At 37.6% G+C, this 21,524-nt stretch carries 16 protein-coding genes and 1 pseudogene; 2 read left to right on the top strand and 15 right to left on the bottom strand.

Annotated features, from left to right (window positions below; genetic code table 11):
• Positions 1-79 precede the first annotated feature (79 nt).
• The 5 genes from pyc to V7068_RS08870 form a co-directional block, all read right to left on the bottom strand.
• On the bottom strand, positions 80-3,517 hold the full coding sequence (pyc, locus tag V7068_RS08890; protein ID WP_499712365.1) for a pyruvate carboxylase: 3,438 nt from the start codon (positions 3,515-3,517) through the stop codon (positions 80-82).
• A gap of 62 nt (positions 3,518-3,579) precedes the next feature.
• Entirely contained in the window at positions 3,580-4,296 is a 717-nt protein-coding gene (locus V7068_RS08885) for a LutC/YkgG family protein (RefSeq protein ID WP_499712363.1), read from the bottom strand.
• Positions 4,293-5,723 (bottom strand): LutB/LldF family L-lactate oxidation iron-sulfur protein, encoded by a 1,431-nt coding sequence (locus V7068_RS08880; RefSeq protein ID WP_499712361.1) that lies wholly within the window; start codon positions 5,721-5,723, stop codon positions 4,293-4,295. The genes V7068_RS08885 and V7068_RS08880 overlap by 4 nt, the downstream gene beginning before the upstream one ends.
• A 36-nt stretch (positions 5,724-5,759) precedes the next feature.
• On the bottom strand, positions 5,760-6,476 hold the full coding sequence (locus V7068_RS08875; protein WP_499712359.1) for a (Fe-S)-binding protein: 717 nt from the start codon (positions 6,474-6,476) through the stop codon (positions 5,760-5,762).
• A 296-nt stretch (positions 6,477-6,772) separates the two neighbouring features.
• On the bottom strand, positions 6,773-7,501 hold the full coding sequence (locus V7068_RS08870; protein WP_499712357.1) for a FadR/GntR family transcriptional regulator: 729 nt from the start codon (positions 7,499-7,501) through the stop codon (positions 6,773-6,775).
• 247 nt (positions 7,502-7,748) lie between these two features.
• On the opposite strand from V7068_RS08870, the gene V7068_RS08865 reads away from it, so the two are divergent.
• Complete coding sequence (locus tag V7068_RS08865; protein ID WP_499712355.1) at positions 7,749-9,452, top strand: L-lactate permease; 1,704 nt, start codon at positions 7,749-7,751, stop codon at positions 9,450-9,452.
• 971 nt (positions 9,453-10,423) lie between these two features.
• Here V7068_RS08865 and V7068_RS08860 read toward each other — a convergent pair.
• The 10 genes and pseudogenes from V7068_RS08860 to V7068_RS08815 all read right to left on the bottom strand — a co-directional run.
• On the bottom strand, positions 10,424-11,740 hold the full coding sequence (locus V7068_RS08860; protein ID WP_499712353.1) for an MATE family efflux transporter: 1,317 nt from the start codon (positions 11,738-11,740) through the stop codon (positions 10,424-10,426).
• Between the two features lie 99 nt (positions 11,741-11,839).
• Positions 11,840-12,661, bottom strand: a complete 822-nt coding sequence (gene nikE / locus V7068_RS08855; protein WP_499712352.1) for a nickel import ATP-binding protein NikE — start codon at positions 12,659-12,661, stop codon at positions 11,840-11,842.
• Between the two features lie 18 nt (positions 12,662-12,679).
• Positions 12,680-13,447, bottom strand: a complete 768-nt coding sequence (gene nikD, locus V7068_RS08850) for a nickel import ATP-binding protein NikD (RefSeq protein WP_373995335.1) — start codon at positions 13,445-13,447, stop codon at positions 12,680-12,682.
• A 66-nt stretch (positions 13,448-13,513) separates the two neighbouring features.
• Positions 13,514-14,347 carry a nickel ABC transporter permease subunit NikC gene (gene nikC, locus V7068_RS08845; protein ID WP_127759431.1) on the bottom strand — a complete coding sequence of 278 codons (834 nt, stop codon included), beginning with the start codon at positions 14,345-14,347 and terminating at the stop codon, positions 13,514-13,516.
• A complete protein-coding gene (gene nikB / locus V7068_RS08840; RefSeq protein ID WP_499712349.1) occupies positions 14,344-15,288 on the bottom strand; it encodes a nickel ABC transporter permease subunit NikB in 945 nt (314 codons plus the stop codon). The genes nikC and nikB overlap by 4 nt, the downstream gene beginning before the upstream one ends.
• A 20-nt stretch (positions 15,289-15,308) precedes the next feature.
• The gene (nikA, locus tag V7068_RS08835; RefSeq protein ID WP_499712348.1) at positions 15,309-16,931 is read right to left on the bottom strand and encodes a nickel ABC transporter substrate-binding protein; all 1,623 of its coding nucleotides are present in this window, start codon (positions 16,929-16,931) and stop codon (positions 15,309-15,311) included.
• Positions 16,932-17,376: 445 nt separating this feature from the next.
• A complete protein-coding gene (locus V7068_RS08830; RefSeq protein ID WP_499712346.1) occupies positions 17,377-17,868 on the bottom strand; it encodes a hypothetical protein in 492 nt (163 codons plus the stop codon).
• A gap of 22 nt (positions 17,869-17,890) precedes the next feature.
• A complete protein-coding gene (locus V7068_RS08825; RefSeq protein ID WP_499712344.1) occupies positions 17,891-18,460 on the bottom strand; it encodes a hypothetical protein in 570 nt (189 codons plus the stop codon).
• A gap of 357 nt (positions 18,461-18,817) precedes the next feature.
• Positions 18,818-19,324, bottom strand: coding sequence for a GrpB family protein (locus V7068_RS08820; protein WP_499712368.1), 507 nt, complete (start codon positions 19,322-19,324; stop codon positions 18,818-18,820).
• A gap of 119 nt (positions 19,325-19,443) precedes the next feature.
• Positions 19,444-19,557 (bottom strand): annotated as a pseudogene (locus V7068_RS08815) (transposase); the annotation flags it as partial.
• Between the two features lie 385 nt (positions 19,558-19,942).
• Here V7068_RS08815 and V7068_RS08810 point away from each other — a divergent pair.
• Positions 19,943-21,511, top strand: coding sequence for a spore germination protein (locus tag V7068_RS08810; protein ID WP_499712342.1), 1,569 nt, complete (start codon positions 19,943-19,945; stop codon positions 21,509-21,511).
• Positions 21,512-21,524: the final 13 nt, after the last annotated feature.

Raw genomic sequence — 21,524 nt, 5'->3', positions numbered from 1 at the left:
TCTTTATTCTTAAAGTAAAGCGAATCTCTGAATATTGGCAGTACCTCATTATCTAGGAATACATCATGCCATTAAATTTTCACTTAGAAATTTCAATCAATAAATCCCCTGTACTAATTGCTTCACCATCTTTTACATAAATACTTTGAATCGTTCCAGAGAATGGTGCTTGAACAGTCGTTTCCATTTTCATTGCTTCTGTAATAATCAGATGATCGCCTTGCTTCACTTGGTCACCTTTTTCCACGACTACTTTGATGACTGTTCCAGGCATTGTTGCTCCGATGTGATTTTCATTTTTTGTATCAGCTTTCACTTTAGTAACAACAGATGATTTAACACTTTCATCCTTAATTAGCACTTGGCGTGATTGACCATTTAATTCAAAGTAAACAACGCGTGTGCCATCTGGCATCGGTTCACCCAATGAGACAAATTTAACAATTAACGTTTTTCCTCTTTCAATTTCGACTTCGATTTCTTCCCCTAGTCTCATACCGAACAAGAATGTTGGTGTATCAAGATTTGAAACATCATCAAACATCTCTTGCTTTTTCATATATTCTAAAAATACTTTTGGATATAAAGCATAGGCAAGCACATCCTGATTAGATGGTGTACGACCGATTTCTTTCGCTAATTCTTGTTTTAATGCATCCCAATCAACCGGTTCGAGTAATTCGCCTGGTCGAACAGTAATGGCTTCTTTCCCTTTTAAAATCACTTCTTGGAGTTCTTTCGGGAAACCTCCTTCTGGTTGTCCTAGAAAACCTTCAAATAATTCAATAACTGAGTCTGGGAAATCAATTGTTTTCCCTTTTGTTAACACATCTTCTTCTGTTAAATTATTTTGCACCATAAATAGCGCCATATCACCGACAACTTTAGAAGATGGTGTTACTTTTACAATATCACCAAACATCACATTTACGACGCTGTACATTTCTTTTACTTCGTCCCAACGATCGCCAAGCCCAACTCCTTTAGCTTGTTGTTGTAAATTACTATATTGACCACCAGGCATTTCGTGTTTATACACTTCAGTATGTGGTGCATTCATGCCACTTTCAAAGTCACGATAGTATTTACGCACATCTGCCCAATAGTAAGATAATTGCTCAAGTGAATCGATTTCAACCTTAGGCTGTCTTTCATTTTCTTCTAGTGCATAGTATAAAGTCTGCGCACTCGGTTGAGATGTTAGCCCAGCTAACGAACCAATTGCCGTATCAACGATATCAACGCCTGCCGCAATGGCTCTTGAATACATAAACACACCGTTACCACTTGTATCATGAGAGTGCAAGTGAATTGGAAGAAAAATTGTATCCTTCAACTCGGAAATTAAACGATAGGCTGCTTCAGGTTTTAATAAACCAGCCATATCTTTAATCGCTAAAATATGAGCCCCAGATTGCTCTAATTCTTTAGCCATATCTTTATAGTACTGAACATTGTATTTTGCTCGACTTGGATCATTGATGTCCCCTGTATAACAAATCGTCGCTTCTGCAAGTTTACCAGCTTGTCGAACGGCATCGATAGAAACTTCCATACTTTTCACCCAGTTTAAGCTATCGAAAATTCGGAATACATCAATACCTGATTCTGCTGCTTGTTGAACAAACTCACGAATCACATTATCTGGATAGTTTTTGTACCCAACAGCATTTGACGCTCTAAACAACATTTGGAAAAGCGTATTAGGTACCCTCTTTCTAAGTCTTTCTAGTCGAACCCAAGGATCCTCATTAAGGAAACGGTATGCTACATCAAATGTCGCTCCGCCCCACATTTCCATTGAAAATAGGTTAGGAAGTAACTTGGATGTTGGCTCAGCAATATTTAATAGATCTTTCGAACGAATTCTTGTTGCAAGTAATGATTGGTGAGCATCACGGAAAGTAGTATCAGTAAGCAATACTTCTTTTTGTTCTTTAATCCATTCAACAACACCATCTGCACCTTGCTCGTCTAAAATATTTTTCGTACCTGCTACAAAAGGAACATGTTTTACATTTGGAATAATTGGTTCATCAAATACTGGTTTTTTGCGTTTTTCAATACCCGGAAAACCATTTACCGTTACATTTCCAATATAAGCAAGCATTTTCGTTCCACGGTCTTTTCGTTCAGGAAAATCCAATAACTCAGGTGTTGTATCAATAAACGATGTATCATACTCACCCGTTAAGAACTTTTCGTTTTGAACGACATTTTCAAGGAACGGAAGATTCGTTTTGATACCACGAATTCTAAATTCCCTTAAGTTTCGTAACATTTTAGCTGCTGCTTTTCTAAATGATGTTGCATGTGTAGAAACCTTCACAAGCAATGAGTCATAATAAGACGTAATCACTGAACCCTGGAAGCCATTTCCTGCATCTAAACGAACCCCGAAACCACCACCTGAACGGTATACATTGATTCGTCCAGTATCTGGCATAAAGTTATTTAAAGGATCTTCCGTTGTTACACGAGATTGAATTGCATACCCATGTGTTTTAATATCCTCTTGCTGCGGGATACCGATTTCACTGCTGTGCAGATTATGACCTTCCGCAATTAGAATTTGCGATTGAACAATATCTATATCCGTAATCATTTCTGTAATCGTATGCTCTACTTGAACACGTGGATTTACTTCAATGAAATAAAACTCACCGTTAGCAACTAAAAATTCCATTGTTCCTGCATTCACGTAGTCTACATTCTTCGCTAGTTTGACAGCTGCTTCACAAATTCCTTCCCTTAATTCTGCCGAGAGCGATACAGATGGTGCTACTTCAACCACTTTTTGATGACGTCTTTGTACAGAACAATCGCGGTCATATAAGTGCACAATATTTCCGTATTTATCACCTAAAATTTGCACTTCAATATGCTTTGGATTTTGAATATATTTCTCTACATATACTTCATCAGAACCAAAAGCCGCTTTTGCTTCTGATTTTGCACGATTATACGCTTCTGTCGCTTCTTCTAAGCTATTGACAATACGCATGCCTCGACCGCCGCCGCCAAGAGAAGCTTTAATAATAAATGGAACTCCGTGCTGCTTACCAAACTCGATAACTTCATCAACGCTTGAAACAGGCCCCTCGCTACCAGGAATAACAGGAATCTGAGCTAGCTCTGCTTGTGTACGCGCTTTTACCTTGTCTCCGAACATATCTAGATGCTTGGATTCTGGACCGATAAAAATAATGCCTTCTTCTTCACATCGTTTTGCAAAGTCAATATTCTCTGAAAGGAATCCATAGCCTGGATGAATCGCATCCACCCCGTTCATCTTAGCGATTTCAATAATTCCTTCAATATCTAAATAAGCATCAATCGGCTTTTTACCTTTTCCGACAAGATAGGCCTCATCTGCTTTATAACGATGATAAGCACCAGAATCTTCTTTTGAGTAAATAGCAACCGTACTAATATTTAATTCTGTACAAGCTCGAAAAATCCTAATGGCGATTTCTCCACGATTAGCAACAAGCACTTTTTTTATAGACTTTCTCATTTCTCCACCACTCTCGTTATAATTGTAAAAAAGACTAATAGAAATTTAATGACAACCTTTTCCTATAAATCCTCAACGACGATATAGGTTGCCTTAATAGGTCCATGCACACCCACAACAAGAATCATTTCGATATCTGCTGAGTTACTTGGTCCAGTAATAAAGTTGATACAAGAAGCTACTTGCCCCCCACTTTTCACTTTTTCTCGAATGATCCGTGCTGCTTGTGTCATTCGGGGAACAATGCTGCTCTTAGGGATGATGATTACAGAAGTTACTGGTAAAAAGCTGACCGTTCTTCCTTTATCTTTACTACTAAAAAGAACAGCCGTACCTGATTCGGCTAAAGTAATATCACTAATCGTAATCCCTACATTTGCAACGTTAGCCTTCTCTATATTTTCTTCCTTTTTTGTATAGTTCCAAACATGAAGATCAACACCGTCTTGTGGCCATTCTTCCTTCATTAGTTTGGTTAAACCATATTGATTAAAACGTTCATCTTTCCAAGTAATAACCGGCCCGCCACCATAGCGATTCACTACTTCTTTCAATGAGTCTGATAGCTTCGCTGTATTCGTAATCACGAAATCAGTATGAATATTTTTACATTGTTCCTTTAATACATCTACTAATTCATCTTGTGTTGCATTTTTTAGCACTTCATCTTGAGGATGGTATGCCCATTCGGGTCTTTTTACAATTGTTTTTCGGTCACGGCCTAGGCGATTAGCGATTTTACCCAAAAATACATTACGATTCTGGATCATCCCATTCATGATTGTCCTCCTCCTTTTGGGCGGTTTTTAAACCAATCTCGGAATCTTTCTTTGTTCGGTGCAGGAAATTCCCTGGCCTCTGTCCATGCTTTTAAAGGTCCAGGACCTTTTGAGATTTTATTTCCATTGGTAAATGGTGACATAACAGGTGATGCCATTTTTGAACCAATCTTATACATCGCAGGTGAGGATGCTCCAAGACCAAATGCCTTCATTAATAGCTTTTCAGATACAGGAGAACGCCCTTCCTTCTCCACAATGACTTGACGATGCTTATGAAGAAGCTCGTGCAACGGTATTTTCACAGGGCACGCCTCTGTACAAGCTCCGCATAATGTAGAAGCATACGGTAATTCTTTATAATCAGCATACCCGCCAAGTAACGGTGATAAGACCGCTCCAACCGGGCCGGAATAAATCGATCCATAAGAATGACCGCCAACATGCCGGTAAACCGGGCAGGCATTTACACATGCTGCACAACGGATACATTGTAGAATTGGCTGGAATTCTCCACCAAGAATGTCAGATCTGCCGTTATCAACTATCACAAGATGAAACTCTTCAGGTCCATCCACATCCCATTCTTCTTTTGGACCGGTTAAAGTCGTGATATAGCTTGTCAGTTTTTGCCCTACTGCACTTCTTGTCAATAAACTCACAAGTACTTCCATCTCTTCAAAGGTTGGGACAAGTCTTTCCATTCCCATAACGGTAATTTGTGTTTTCGGCAATGCTGCAACTAAATCTGCATTTCCTTCATTTGTTACTAAAGTGATTGAACCTGTTTCAGCAATAGCAAAATTACAGCCAGTAATCCCTACCTCTGCCGTCAAATATTCCTGACGGAGTTTTTCACGGGCATGTAATGCCAGCTCTTCTGGTTTTTCTGTTTTTTTATAACCTTGCTTTTCCTTAAAAACATCACGGATTTGCTCTTTATTTTTATGTAAAGCTGGAACAACAATATGGGATGGCGGTTCATGGTCATCCACTTGTAAGATGTACTCGCCAAGGTCCGTTTCAATGACTTCACAGCCCAATTTCTCTAGACCTGCATTTAAATTGATTTCTTCTGTTACCATGGACTTTGATTTCACAATCTTTTTAGCATTTTTCTTTTCTACTACATTTTGAATATATGAAGTTGCCTCCTCGGCCGTTTGCGCAAAGTAGACATGACCGCCTCTTTTGGAGACATTTTCGCTTAATTCAAATAAATAATAATCTAAGTTTTCCAAAACATGCTGACGGATTTCTTCTCCATGTGAGCGCCATTCTTCCCAGTTCCCTAGTTCTTCTGCTGCACCGAGCCGGCGTGTTTGAAATCGTTCCTGCGCACTAGAAACAGCACCACGCATAAAGGAATCTTGCAATCCCTTATCCACACGGTCATTAAACTTTTCAGCACTTGTTTTCATTGCCATGTATGAATACCCTCCTTTTTCAATCATTCAATCCACTTATCGGCTATTAAGAACCTCTGCAATATGCATCACTTTAATTGGCTTTCCCTTTCGATCAATGCGGCCGCCAATATTCATTAAACAGCCTGCGTCAGCACCAATGATGATATCCGCTCCTGTTTCTTCAATATTGCATACCTTTTCATCAACCATTTGCTCGGAAATGTTCCCCATTTTTACCGAGAAGGTCCCACCGAATCCGCAGCATCTTTCTTTGCCGGAAAGCTCTGAAAATTCCAGACCTTTTACATTTTCCAGTAGTTTCATTGGCGCCTCTTTTACACCCAGTAATCTCGTCATATGACAAGACGTATGGTATGTCGCTCTGCCTTCCAGCCGTGCTCCTACATCCTCGATTTGTAAAACATCAACAATAAATTGAGTTAATTCATATGTCTTTTCAGCAAGAGATTTTGCTTTAAGCTCCCAGATTGGGTCACCCTGAAAAACATGCGGATATTCATGAAACATATAGGCACATGAACCTGATGGAGATACCACATACTCCGAATCTTCAAAAGTCGTAATCATTCTTTTCATCGCATTTTTCGTGTCCTCTACATATCCGCTGTTATAAGAAGGTTGACCACAGCAAATCTGTGATTCCGGAAATGCAATTTCACATCCAAGTCTTTCTAGTACTTCAACGACTGCTTTTCCTACATCGCTTTGAAACATATCTACTAAACAAGTAGTAAAAAGAGTTACCTTCAAATTTTCTCGCTCCCTTAATAAAATTTATTTCCTATTTCAATATTATCATATAATCAACAGGTCATCTGATGACTGAAAATTAAAAAAATACTTATCTATTATTTTTATATTACTACAACGTCCTCATTGATGATAGTGCTTACATAAAATTTGTGTAGAAAAAATTGGCTTATCGCCAACTCCTGATTGCAGAATTCTTAGTTTTTCTTGTATCTTCCTCCGTTAGGATATAAGTTCTGAAAAGTATAAAAAAGGGAAATGGTGTTCCTAATAATGACACCATTTCCCTTTTTTAACTATTGTTCTTCATCTGTCTCTTGGAAATATTTACTTAGAATATTTTCCACATTTTCAAGGTGTGAGAGCATTGCTATTCGCGATTTTTCCCCGTCTCTTTCCTCAATAGCCTGATAGATTTGAACATGTTCTCGATATAACTTTTCAATCGTTGTTTGTTTGGAGAACAACCATAACCGTCTTGTTTCTTTCATCGTTTCAATCATGAGTTCGGAAATTTGATCTAATATAGTTGATAATAATGGATTATGAGATGCTGCAGATAAAGCTAAGTGAAATTTGAAGTCTGCTTTCTCACCTAATTCTTCATCACCTTGTACCGACTTCATTTCATCAAGAGCTTCGGCCATAGCTTTAAGATCTTTTTCATTTCGATTTTTTGCTGCAGATATAGCTGCGCCCGTTTCAATAATTTTCCTAACTTCTAAAAGATGTAAGACATCCTTTTTGTTCATAAGAATGGCAGATGAAAGAGGAAACATGATCTTTCTTGCTTCAAACTCCTTAACAAAAGTTCCTTCTCCTTGTTTTATTTCAACTAAGCCCATTGCCTTTAAAGCGGACAATGCCTCTCTTATAGCTGATCTACTAACCTGAAAGTTTTCTGCTTGCTGTTCCACCGATTCTAGCCTATCACCAGGCTTTAATTGTCCTGTTCGAATCATTTCATGTAAGGCTTCTGCCACTTCTTCATATATTTTTTTCGGTTTGATTCGTTTATACTCCAACCTATTCCACCTCATTAGATGCTTACATTAATATCTATAGTATACATCATTATTTACAATCTGTTTAAATTTCAATTATTTCATCGTGGTACATTAAAATGAAAAAAATTCAAAAAATTGTTGAATTTTTGAAAATTGGTAAATATAATCTTATCATACAGTCATCTGATGACCTTATCTATTAAATGTACCAGATTTTGAAAACGATTACTTTTAGAGGTGATTAAATTAATAGGAGGAAGAGACTTTGACATTTATACAAAATTTTACAGTTGTTGGTGACAATCTTGCTTTAACGGCAATCGTTGCCCTTATTCCAATTCTTTATTTTTTCTGGGCGTTGGCCATTAAAAGAATGAAAGGCTATATTGCCGGGTCAACCACTTTGCTTCTTACATTAGTGCTTGCTGTATTCGCATTTAAGATGCCTGTTGTGACAGCGGTGATGTCAGCAACACAAGGAGCTGTGTATGGTGTATTACCAATTGGCTGGATCATCATTACATCTGTATTTCTTTATAAGCTGACAGTCAAAACAGGACAATTTGATATTATTCGCAGTTCTGTCTTATCGATTACGGAGGATAGACGCATACAGGCGTTACTCATCGCCTTCTCTTTTGGAGCATTTCTTGAAGGTGCTGCTGGATTTGGTGCACCTGTTGCAATTTCGGCTGCCTTATTAGTTGGTCTTGGATTTAACCCTTTATATGCAGCTGGTCTTTGTTTAATTGCTAATACAGCACCCGTTGCATTTGGAGCAATTGGTATTCCGATTATTGCAATGGAGGGCCCTACAGGTATTCCTGCTACGGAAGTTTCAAAAATGGTTGGCCGTCAATTACCGTTCCTATCCGTTTTTATTCCTTTTTATCTCATTGTCATGATGACAGGCTTTAAAAAAGCATTTGAAGTGATGCCTGCCATTCTAGTTTCCGGTTTGACTTTTGCTATAACACAATATTTATCTTCTAACTTTTTAGGACCTGAATTACCAGATATTCTTTCCGCTTTAGTATCATTATTTGCATTGGCTATTTTTATGAAATTTTGGAAACCAAAAACCATTTATCGTTTTTCTGCAGAACACGAAATAGCCGCAACTATGGCAACAACTATGACAACAACTACACCAAAACAAAAACATAACTCGTACACCAGCGGTCAAATTTTTAAAGCATGGTCTCCATTTTTAATTTTGACTGGATTTATTTCTATTTGGGGAATTCCAACTGTCAAACTAGCTTTAAGTGGTCATTATGAAGGAGCAAATGCCATTTTAAAAACAATCAACTCACTTGGACATTTTCTTACATTTACTCCAGAAGTCCCATGGCTGCACAACAAAGTTATTGGCGCTTCGGGAGAACCAATCGCTGCTATATACAAGCTTGAAATTTTGGGTGCAGCTGGGACAGCCATTCTTTTAGCGGCGATTGTTACAAAATATATTGTCTCAATCTCTTGGCGCGATTGGGCATTAACATTCGGTGAAACAGTGAATGAATTAAAATATCCAATCATAACAATCGCCACTGTTGTTGGATATGCTTATGTAACCAACGCATCTGGAATGACCACGACTCTTGGAATGGTCTTAGCAAAAACAGGAGCACTATTCCCTTTCTTTGCTCCAGTCCTAGGATGGCTCGGTGTATTCATCACAGGCTCAGATACATCCGCAAACCTGTTATTTGCCAAATTGCAACAAGTTACAGCAACATCGATTGGTATGGATCCAGTACTCGCACTTGCCGCTAACTCATCAGGTGGAGTAACCGGTAAAATGATTTCACCACAATCGATTGCCGTTGCTTGTGCAGCAGTTGGATTAGCTGGTAAGGAATCAGATTTGTTCCGCTTTACCATTAAGCATAGTCTTTTCTTATTATTACTGATCTGTATCATCACGTTCCTGCAAAGTAATATATTAGATTGGATGATTCCTTAAAATAAAAATAACGCACTTCCAATCTTAATTGGCATTAATAGTGATAGTAAAATCCCGCAATCTATTTTTGAAAAGGTTTTATTAAATTCAAATAGTAAATCTCAACAGGGGCAGAGCCACTTACAAATATCCTGTATTGTGAGGAATGTCAAAAAAGTATGTGGTTTAGTTAAAAGATGCCCTAAACTTAAAGGAACTAACGCCGCTGATTCTTCATTCTCTAGTTGAGAAGATTACTTGCAGTCACGATGGCACCGTCCATATTCAATAAAGCTTTGTAAATTCGTTAAAGAAACATGAAAAGGCAACTCCCCCAAAGGGTTAGTTGCCTTCTTTTAAATGAGTTGCGAGACACACTCAACATGTGTTGAGTTTAAAGTGTGAACAGATTTATGATGTGTCCCTGATAGATTCAGCAACCCCCACCCTGTCAAAGCGAAATCTACTAGTTTAGTAATTTCAAATATGACAGGTAAGACCTTATTTAAATGAAATTCATTGATTTATCAAGGTTCTGGTGTTTTCAAAATATGATAGGTTATACCTGCTATATCCGATGGCACCATTTTGGGCACCATTTTGGGCACCAATATTGGCACCACAATAAAAGTCCTCTAAAGGTTGATATGACAAGCTTCTACGCATTCAATAAACGTTGAATGGCAACCATTTTATTGGAGGATTGATTATGGCCAACATTAAAGTCCAAAACAGGATTTCAACGTTGATAGAAAAAGCTTTGGTGGCAGAATGATCATGCTTCCACTTGAACGTATTTTTTCACTTCCATATCAATCACATCCTTTTTTAGAATAGTAATATCAGTATATCCAAGAGTTTGAGATTACTGCAATTAACTTCGAGTTTCGCACTAGAACCCTGTTAGAGATTATGTGAGACAAAATAATGCCCATTATGAATAGGTAAAACACCTTCTTCAAACAACCCGTAAGGATATTAAGGAGGGACATTCACGATTCTTGTTTATGATGAAAAATTTTCTTATTCAGTCTAGAGATATACATAACTAGAAAGCCAGATCTCCCCATACTAAAAACAATAAAGGCTAGCCATAAGCCATGATTGTCCAAGATGGGAGTGGCAGTGACTTGCACAATAATATACGCGATCAACGCGTATATCATAGAGTTTCGAACCGGTGCAATTTCAGTGGCTCCCGTAAAAACACCGTAAATGACGAGTCCGAAACAAGCTACAAATGGGAAAATAATAAGCCAAACTCCATATGTATTCGAAAGTTCAATTACTCTCGGCAAATTCGTGAAGAGTCCAATAATCTGTTCTTGAAATAGTCCATAGATGCAAGCAATGAAGAAAGCAGATAGAATTGACCATTGCCAAGATAAGGTGAGCGTTTTTTTATATAATTTTTCATCATTTGAACCAATTGCTTTACCTACGAAAATGCTAGATGCATTCGCAAACCCCTCAAAGAAATAAGCCATAATATAATGAATTTGAATTAACACAGCATTAGCGGCTAATAGTTCTGTACCAAAGGAAGCACCTTTTGCTGTAAACAAGTTAAAAACGGCTAATAAACAAATCGTTCGAATAAATAAATCCCGGTTAACGATAAACATCTTTTTCATAGAATGTGAATCTATAAGTGTTCCCACAGGTGGAATTTTCCATTGAATTGGTGACGCCTTCATTAAAAGAAGTAATCCAATTAGACATGCTGTGATTTCTGCGATTAAAGTTGCCATCGCGACCCCTTTTACAGCTAAAGAAAAGACATGAACAAACAAAATGGCAAGACCCATATTTAGAACATTCATGAACACTTGTAAAAATAAAGATATTTTAATTTTCGACATGCCCATCAACCACCCAAGAATGACATAGTTCATCAAAGTGAAAGGAGCTCCCCAAATTCGAATTCGAAAATATTCCATTGCAAATTTGCTAACATCGGCCTCAGGGGCAATTAGTGTCAAAGCGGCATATTCAATTGGCCATTGCAAGAGGATAAAACAAAGACCTACAATGACAGCTAATAAAAAAGGGCGAAACAAAGCGAGTGTTCCTTGAGCTTGATCGTTTGCCCCATTAGCTTGAGCGGCAAACGCAGATGTGCTAACTCGTAAAAAACCAAATAACCAATATAAAGTATTAAAAATAATGCTCCCTACTGCAACTCCTCCAATATACGCTGGATCTGGAAGCTGACCAACAACTGCTGTATCTACAGCTCCTAATAAAGGGGTTGTCATCGTTGAAATCGTTAAGGGGATGGCTAGAGCAAGGTATGCTCGATGATTCATCGGATTCTCCTCCAATATATTCTTCAAAAAAGAGAAACAAGAGCCTCGATTTTCAAACTGAAATCGAGGCCTTCTTATCAATCAACATATATTTCTATACTAGGTCTTACTAATCCTTGTTGGAAGAGAACGAAAGCGTGGATGCTCAGCAAGGATAGCACCTCTCATCTGTTTAACGACAGGATGTTCTGACGAAAAAAACTGGTTTTTAGAATCGTAAAGCTCGATTAATTCCCCTTTTTCTAGTGCACCTAATGTATCAGCGATTGCATAGGCTGCTTTAATATCATGAGTGATAAACAGATATGATAGTCCAAAATCCTCTTTGAGTTCGCTTAGTAAATTTAATATAAGAGTTTGGTTGACCATATCAAGGCTACTGACAGATTCATCTAAGACAATTAGTTTGGGCTTTAGGGAGATGGCTCTAGCGATATTGATTCTTTGTAATTGTCCTCCGCTAAATTGATGAGGGTATTTAGTTAAATCTTTTTCACTGAGACCAACTCTTTCTAGCAATTCAATAATGGTTCGTTTTTGTTCAGATATCGTTAGCTTTTCATAGTTTTCTAACGGTTCAGCAATAATTCGTTCAGCTGTTAGTCTAGGATTGACGGCTGAATAGGAATCTTGAAAAACAACCTGTAAATCGCGGCGGATTTTTTGGCGAGTCAATTTATCCGCTGTATAAATATTATGTCCTTGAAATAGAACTTGTCCTTGTTGAGGTTGTTCTAAACCAAGAATGATTTTGCCTAATGTGCTTTTTCCAGCGCCACTCGTACCTAGTAACCCCAAGCATGTTCCTTCTTCAATAGAAAGAGAAATGTTTTTGAGTACTTGTTTTGGACTATCTTTCCACTTGAATAATTTATGAGAGCCGTAACTATGAGTTACTTCTTTTACTTGTAATAAACTCATGTGTATTCTCCTTTGAAATTATCCTATATATTCTTCTACATGCAATGTTGGTCGAGCATGAAGGAGCTTTTTCGTATATTCGTGCTGCGGATGATCAAATAGTTGAAATACGTCCGCTTTTTCAACGATACGACCGTGCTGCATCACGATGACATCATCAGCCATTTCTGAAATGACACCAAGATCATGAGAAATTAATAAAATGGCTGAACCATAATCTGTACGAATTTGATTCAAATGATGCAGCACTTGAAGTTGGTTATTAACATCAAGTGCAGTTGTTGGTTCATCTGCAATAATAACAGCAGGATGCAAGCATGCGGCCATCGCAATCATGACCCGTTGAAGCATTCCGCCACTTAATTGAAAAGGGTAGGATGTTAATAATTCCTTAGGATTAGGTAGATTCACATGCTGCATTGCTTCAATAGCAATCTCTGTTGCTTGTTTTTTATTCATTTTCGTATGAGAGCGAATGGTTTCAATGAATTGATTACCAATCGTATATACAGGTGTAAAAGCATTCATCGGGTTTTGCATAATAAAAGCAATGTCTTTGCCACGAATATTCCGCATGGCTTTCTTATCTAATCCATTCAACTCGCGTCCTTGCAGTTTTATACTACCTTCAATCGTTGTTGTTTTTTGATCAAGAAGTTGCAGAATAGCCATACTTGTGACCGTTTTACCGCTCCCGCTTTCTCCGACAATACCGAGTACTTTTCCACGGTGTAATTCAAACTGAATGTCTTGTACGAGGGTGGAGGTATTATCCTTTGTTTGCATGTGTACAGATAGATTGTTGACTTGCAATACATTCGACTGTTCTGTTTTCAATTTCTTCATTCCTTTTTAAAAACGACGTTTAACTCCAAAGCGTTCAGATAAAGCTTCGCCTAAAACATTGAAGGTTACGACAACGAGCATAATCATTAAACCTGGATAGAGCATTAATTCTGGATTCGTTCGAATGTAAGATTTTCCTTCAAGAATCATCGCTCCCCATTCTGGAGTAGGAGGCTGCACGCCTAAGCCTAGAAATGACATCGCAGATAGATCCATAATAGCCCAGCCCATTTCTAGGGTACCCATGACAGCAAGTGGAGGAAGAATATTAGGTACGATATGTTTCTTCATAACTTTCCAAGAAGACGAGCCGCTTATTTTTGCGGCTGCAATATAGTTTTGCTCCTTCACACTGAGGACCATTCCTCGAAATATTCTCGCATAATAAACCCATTGCACAAGGATTAAGGCTAAAACGACTTGGGAAAGTCCAGGTCCGAATACCCCAACTAATCCAATAACAAGTAACAGATTAGGAAATGCCATAACCGTATCGCATATTCTCATTAAGATATAATCCAACCAACCACCTGTATAGCCAGCAAGTGTTCCGATAATTAAGCCGATGACTAAAGATGAAAGAAAAATAAGTGAAGCAAAGCCTAATGAGATGCGAGCTCCTATTAAGAGACGCGATAAGTTACAACGACCTAAATGATCGGTTCCTAATGGATAATTCCAAGAAGGAGGTTGAAGTTTTAGCGCTAAATTCACTGCAACTGGGTCGTTAGGTGCAAGCCAAGGAGCGAAAATAGCTAGAAAGAATAGGATACTTAGTATGATAATACAAATGCCCAACGCTTTTTGACTTCGCAATTGAGAACGTATAGTAGCAATCATTGGCTGTGCCCTCCTTTTCTGGAGATGCGTGGGTCAATGTACATTTGAATCAAATCTACAATTAAATTACTGATAAGAAACAGTCCAACTGCTAGTAGCACATAGCACTGGATAACAGGAATATCTCGATTAAAAATGGCTTCAATAAAGTAACGTCCAAATCCTGGCCATGAAAACACAGCCTCAACAATAATGGTCCCTGTGAGTAGTTTACCTAGATTCATTCCAAGTCCAGTAATCATAGGGGAGATGGCTATGCGTAAAACATGTTTACCCATAATGATGCTCTCCTTTATCCCTCTTGTACGGGCAAATAAGACATATGGTGCTTGTAAATTTTCCAAAACACTAGCACGTAATAAGCGTGTATACAACGCAATTAAGGGCAATGCCAATGTAATCGAAGGTAAAACAAGATGTTGTACCGTACCAATTCCTTCTACTGGAAATAAATTGAGCTTCACAGAAAAGAAAAAGATTAATAAGTATCCTAACCAGAAAGATGGAATGGATGCCCCAAAAAAAGCAAGAAATCGACTAAAATAATCAATTCCACTGTTTTTCTTGATTCCAGCTAAGAAACCAAGGGGGACACTAACCAATATAGCTAGTAGAATACTGCCTAGAGCTAACTGAATCGTGGCTGGCATTCGATATGTAACCTCGTCCCAAACAGGCTTATTAGAAATATAAGATATGCCAAAATCCAATTGGCATATCTTAATAATAGAGTTTACATATTGAACGAGGATAGGTTGATCCAGGCCAAATTCATGTCTTTTCTGCTCCAACATTTCCTCTGTTGGTTGGATATGGGCAGCTGCTAAATAAGCTTCAGCCGGGTCGACTGGTGAAAGCCGAATCATTCCAAACGTAAGCAGTGTAGCAAGAAGAAAGATTGGGATAATAGCCATCATGCGTTTCACGATATAAGTGCCCATGAAAACCCTCCTGTTGCTAACTATTCAATGCTAATACCAGTGAAGGGATGTTCGTCACGATTAGCAGGAAAAGTAAAATTAGATACATCTTTTTGATAAACTGCGACTTTCTTAACATAAGAGATTGGAACAATTGATCCCTGCTCTTGTAGTGATGTTAAAATAGAAGAGTATAGTTTTTGACGTTCTTTTTCATCTGTTGATTTTAAAACGTCAGTAATTTGTTGTAGTAACTCTTCTTTCTTTGGATATGATGAAATGGCTTCCTTAAAGCCGAATCCTTCTGAACCAACGACGTTTACGAATATATGTGGGTCATACGGTGCACCATAATTACTAAAGAAATTTAAGTCAAAATCGTTTCCTTTAAATCGTTGAACTTGCACAGGCAATTCTACTCCAGCGATGTTTAATTTCACACCAAGTGCTGCCCACTCAGCTTGTAATGTTTCTGCCATCGCTTTTTGAATCGATTCCGCAGAGTCGTACATTAATTCTACTTCAAGTAGTTTACCATCTTTTTCACGAACATTTTTTCCTTTTGGAAGTTTCCAACCTGCTTCATCTAATAATGCTTTTGCTTTTTCTACATTGTAATCAATCGGTTGTGCATCGATATTTGACGTGTAAGGAAAGTTTGTTGGTAAAATATAATCTGCTTTGTCTTCTACTCCTGAAGTGATACCATCGACCATAGCTTGTTTATTAAATCCATACTGTAACGCTTGGCGAACACGTACATCCGAAAGTTGTTCTTTCTTCGTATTCATGACGAGTTGACGGGTTGCAACTGGTTCAGACACACTAGTTTCGTAGTTTCCAGTTGATTCTAATTGTTTGAATGTATCTAAACTGATTACTCCTTCACCATAAATAAGGTCCAAATCTCCTTTTTCAAATGCAAGGACTCTTGTCTCAGCGTCAGGAATGATTTTTACTTTGATTTTTTTCACTTTAGGGAGTTCGCCCCAATAATTTTCATTGCGTTTAAAAGTCGCATATTCATCGGCTTTATATTCATCTAATACCCAAGGACCTGTTCCGACCGATTTTTCAATCCCTTTTGATGTGTCACCATTTTTCGGGAAGCCTGCTTCACCTAAGAAACGGACCGGACGAACAACCGCTAATTCTTGAATCGTAGCATAATAAGGTTCTGTTAATGTCAATTGGAATGTATGTTCGTCAATTACTTTCGTTTGATCAATCTTTGGAATAAATCCTAACCAACTATGTAAAGCAACATTTTTCAAAATGGCATCAAAGTTCTTTTTCACGATGTCAGCATTAAAGCTTGTTCCATCTGAAAATTTTACTCCTTGACGAAGGTGAAATGTGTATTCTTTTCCGTCCTTTGAAATATCCCAAGATTCCGCTAATTGTGGTTTTAATTCTCCACCATCTTGATAGCTAACTAAAGATTCGTACACCATAGATTGTGCAAATAATTGAGAAGGATTATAGACGTGTGGGTTCATTTCACCTATATCCCGCGGCCATGCAGTAGTAAGCATGTTTTTTCTCTCTTTGTTTGAAGCTGAATCTTCTTTTGATTCATTTGTACATCCAAGTAAAAGCGTTGATAAAATGATAACGATTGCACATATAAATAAAACTTGTGTACTAGTTCGTCGTTTCGACATAAAATTAGTGCCTCCTACACATTATTGAAAATCATTATCAATTCTAAAGAGCGTACATACAATTGTCAACATAATTTTGAATACTCTCAAAGGGTAAATTACACTATTAAAACACACCAATAGGCAAACGGTTGCGGTACGGTGCATCAGTTCTCCCTCAAGCACACCACGCACCACTCTAAAATTAAAGAAAGGAGAACAAGGCTAAGTATTTTTCATCAAAGACAGCAAGTACAACTAACATGGGGGAATATAACAATACTGTAATAATATCTTTGATACTATCAATTACATTCTATATATTAAATTATTGTACTTATTGTCCTTTACTATTAAGTATGTAGGTATATCCTAGTCTTTTTAACATGAATCATTGTCTTTTCATTGTCACTCTAATGGAATAGCTGTACTAAAAAAAGCTGCGACATAGTAGTCGCAACCTTTTTTACTTAATCCATGTATCCACTGGGATACCTAGATCTTTTTCTAAGTGATAGACATCGATGATTGTACATCGTTTTTGGGTGGCTAATGTCCTTTTAGCACTATGGCTAACCTTGACATACCCTTTTCCATCACTGTTTTCAACTAAAAAGTTTCTGAATTGACTATCTGATACCACGTCACCAAAATAGTTGTATTCACGGCAGAACTTTCGAAGCTCTGCAAACCATCTCTTTGTGGCCAGTACTAGCTCTCCTTTATTATTGTCAAATAAATAATCTACACCATACTGGAAATCCTTAGAACTATCAATCATTGTTGCTGTGCGTTCCATTAATTGATCAAGAGAGCCCTTGGCTTCTTCTCCTACTAAGTGTTTTAGTTGAGAGTTGATTATAGTATCAAAAGGGATTGAAACATCTACTCCTAACTCCCCCGCCAAAGAGATAAAAATGCTTAAACCTATTAGGATGATAGCGATATTAATAGACACCCGCTCTGGTAAGTCATAGCCATCATCTATTTAATGCAAAACCTTTAATTTGATTTAGATACTCTCTCGGCATATTCATAGGAAGATACTCATCAAGGTATAGAGGAATAGCATTTAATAAATCCATCTCTCTCATAATAGAAAATGGAGGGCGGGAACAAGATCTGATTTCTTTATTCCCAAATAACTTACCGAATACTTGAGCAGTACGTGTTTTCCCCGATCCTTTTGTCCCCCACATCATTAATTGTGGGAAGCCTCCATCAGCTATTTTACGTACTAGCGGGGCGAGAGGAGAAACAAAATGCCATCCAATCAAAGAGTAAATTACTTCTTCTTGATTAATCTTAGGAAGGAGAGTTAATACTTCCTTCGCTAATTGTCCCCAGTTATCAATCATGTTAATTGTAATGGAACGTTCCAAATCCATAGAAGCACTAGTGAATTTGGGAACATACACAAGCTTCGAATCGTTCACTACACCTTGATAATTAACGACTCTTTCCTGTGTAATAAAAAGATCATCATGTAGTCCAATTTTATTGACCCCAATTTTCTCAATGACTTTCTTTGTTAAAAGAAATTCACGCAAATATTGAATTTCTTTATCCCCTCCTAACCAACTAACTTTACTACTATAGCTACATCTATACCCACAACTGGGTTCATTCTTTCTCCTCCTCTTGCGTATTTATCAGTAACCCCTATTACCTCCAAGTAGTATTATAGCTTCGCTTGTTATACGAGATCTAAGTCCCAACCAGCCTCAAACATATTTCTACTAGTAGGGGGTGAACAGTTTAGTTAACGGAATCAGTGTCCCACGCCCCCGTACGTTCTACCCTGGCTACTCATAGATTAAATCTAAATAAAAAAAGTTCAACCAGAAAGTTCTGGCTAAACTATCTAATACAAACGCCCTCGTTAGCAATAAAGAAGTTATAATACTTTAAATTTTTTCTAAGGTTGATTTAATGAAATCAGTTTTTTTGTCTGCGTATTTGTGCTTATTATTTTTATTTAATGTTGCCAGTTTAAGTTTGAGTCGTTCATATTCAACTTTTGATTCATCGTTATTTCTCAAATAATCTCTGAATTTCAGTTGTTCGAGTAAATATTTGTTTCCACTTTGATACATATGTATTTGATGTGTCCTTGGCTCACCTTTGCTGAAATAATGTCTATCAGGTAATACATTTTCCCCTTTATAAGAATATCCCAGCTTTTCTAGAAACTCTACACAGTTTTGACCATCTCGAAAATCCTTAATTTCAATAGCAATATCTATAATTGGCTTTGCACTTAAATTCTTTACTGCTGTACTTCCAATATGATGGACATTTACTATATACTCACGAATAATATTTTGAATTCTCTCTTTCTCTAATAAAAATTCCTGTTCCCATTCAGTTGTCCAAGGAACTAAAAACACCTTTCCTCTTGGCAATCCAAGCAATTTTATTCCTCCATCCATTTCTTTATTTCACTTTATAAAATTCGATTTTCTTCTTACACTAACCTCCGTTTGTTGAATAAGAAGATACTAATCTTTGTTCATTCATAATTCTCCCAATATGGCGTCAGGCTGTACTCCTGAATGAGACCTTTCCTAGGTTTCCCATTCATATATAGCTGCACCATTTGTTGCTTAAATTCTTGTGTAAATGTTCTTCGCTCTCTTTTGGTCATGGTAGGTTCTCCTCGATTATATTAACTGTAGTCTACTTGACCTTAAAATATCTGTCCAACTAAGTACAGCCTATCCATATTGTATGGGGCCATTTATTGTCCGGTAAAGCTAATACTAAATATAAAGTGATAGAAATACGGCTTTACTTTTAACTACTTTGCATAAGGAACGTAGAAATTATTAATACTATTTAAAAAATAAAGGAATTTTACAGATTTAGCTGCTGATCTGAGATAAGTATAGGGTGATAAAAATGTGGAAAGCGATTGTTTCCTACCTTCCAGAATGGCAGGTTTTTATACAAGCTTTTATTGTGTTTTTTATTCCGTATCTAATCAGCCAATTGTTTAAATGGCTTCGCACCTCAAAGGATGAGTGATGATAATGAAAGACTGGATATCAAAGATTAATAAAAAAGGCAAAGTCACTAACAATGACAAACAAGAATCATCTACCTCCCAAGGTACAACCGGTCAGTTTACAGATAATTTCATTTTAAATCTTGAAATGGTCAAGCAAGAAATTGGACATAATTGGGATGTGCATTTTCGGGAATTTAATTTAGGGCGTACAGGTATAAGGTCTATTATCATTTTTGTGGACGGACTATCGGATAAAGACCTCATTGATAAGCATATTATGCCATCATTGATGGTTGATTTTTCAGCAGAATATAAGCAGAACCTTCCTTCCTTCAAAGAAGGCATTTCAAAAGAATTTATAAAAAATCAAGTGTTATCCATTAGTGATGTGGAAGAAGTTCGTTCCAGTAAAGAGTTAGCATCAAAAGTACTAACAGGCTCTACCGCTCTTATAATTGATGGATTATTGGATGCGCAAATCCTTGGAACTACAAAACTTAAAACAAGAACGATCGAAGAGCCGGTATCAGAGGCACTAGTCAGAGGTCCACGAGTCGGTTTTACTGAATCTTTGAGTGATAATACATCTTTTTTAAGGGGCAGTGGTGAAATTGAGAATTTATCGTTAGTAAAATTCCAAGTTGGAAAGCGTTCAAAAAAAGATTTAGTTGTCGCTTACATAAAAGATATTGTTGATCCCGAACTAGTTCAAGAGATAGAAAATCGAATTAAGAAAATTGATATTGATAATGTGCCTGAATCAGGTTATGTAGAGCAACTCATTGAAGATAATTACCTAAGTCCTTTTCCGCAGGTACAGAATACAGAGCGTCCGGATCGCGTGATCGCTGCTTTGATGGAAGGTCGGGTGGCCATCTTATTAGATGGGACGCCCTTTGCTTTGATCGCTCCGGTTACCTTAAGCATGGTGTTGCAATCACCGGAAGATTATTATGAAAGGTGGATTCCTGGCACATTCATACGAATGCTTCGTTACCTCGCAGCTATTCTGTCTCTCTTTACGCCGTCTTTGTACATAGCTTTTATCTCATTTCATTCAGGGATGATTCCGACCAAACTGGCCATCTCCATTATAGGAACCAGGTCCGGCGTTCCGTTTCCGGCACTTATCGAAGCATTATTCATGGAAATATCCATCGAAATTTTGAGGGAAGCAGGACTGCGCTTACCTAAGCCAATCGGTCCGGCAATGGGAATTGTCGGCGGTTTAATCATTGGGGAAGCTGCTGTACAGGCCGGGATCGTTAGCCCTGTTTTGGTCATTGTAGTAGCGTTAACCGCTATTTCATCATTTTCCATTCCGCAATATAGTACGGGGTTTACATTACGGATTCTTCGTTTTCCCGCAATGCTATGTGCTGCCACATTTGGATTATACGGGGTCATTCTCTTTTTTCTTTTTATGGCCAGCCATTTAGTGAAATTAAAAAGCTTTGGTATACCTTATTTGAGTCCAGCCGTTCCTTATCGTTTAAGTGAATGGAAAGACCTGATGATTCGCATGCCACTCATGATGATGAAACGCCGGCCAAAGATGATGCATACGAAAAATCCTATACGTAAAGGATAACCTATCGATGAAA

The organism is Bacillus sp. JJ634, from assembly GCF_036962285.1.
GTDB lineage: Bacteria > Bacillota > Bacilli > Bacillales > DSM-1321 > Peribacillus > Peribacillus asahii_A.
Note: the sequence above shows the minus strand (reverse complement) of the source record. Positions and strands in the feature narration are given on the sequence as shown.

Excerpts from the sequence above, each read along its gene's own strand:
- V7068_RS08810 (WP_499712342.1), top strand. The coding sequence starts at position 19,943 with ATGAAAGACTGGATATCAAAGATTAATAAAAAAGGCAAAGTCACTAAC.
- V7068_RS08880 (WP_499712361.1), bottom strand. The coding sequence starts at position 5,723 with ATGGCAATGAAAACAAGTGCTGAAAAGTTTAATGACCGTGTGGATAAG.
- nikD (WP_373995335.1), bottom strand. The coding sequence starts at position 13,447 with ATGCAAACAAAGGATAATACCTCCACCCTCGTACAAGACATTCAGTTT.
- nikE (WP_499712352.1), bottom strand. The coding sequence starts at position 12,661 with ATGAGTTTATTACAAGTAAAAGAAGTAACTCATAGTTACGGCTCTCAT.
- nikB (WP_499712349.1), bottom strand. The coding sequence starts at position 15,288 with ATGGGCACTTATATCGTGAAACGCATGATGGCTATTATCCCAATCTTT.
- nikC (WP_127759431.1), bottom strand. The coding sequence starts at position 14,347 with ATGATTGCTACTATACGTTCTCAATTGCGAAGTCAAAAAGCGTTGGGC.
- V7068_RS08860 (WP_499712353.1), bottom strand. The coding sequence starts at position 11,740 with ATGAATCATCGAGCATACCTTGCTCTAGCCATCCCCTTAACGATTTCA.
- V7068_RS08885 (WP_499712363.1), bottom strand. The coding sequence starts at position 4,296 with ATGAATGGGATGATCCAGAATCGTAATGTATTTTTGGGTAAAATCGCT.
- nikA (WP_499712348.1), bottom strand. The coding sequence starts at position 16,931 with ATGTCGAAACGACGAACTAGTACACAAGTTTTATTTATATGTGCAATC.
- pyc (WP_499712365.1), bottom strand. The coding sequence starts at position 3,517 with ATGAGAAAGTCTATAAAAAAAGTGCTTGTTGCTAATCGTGGAGAAATC.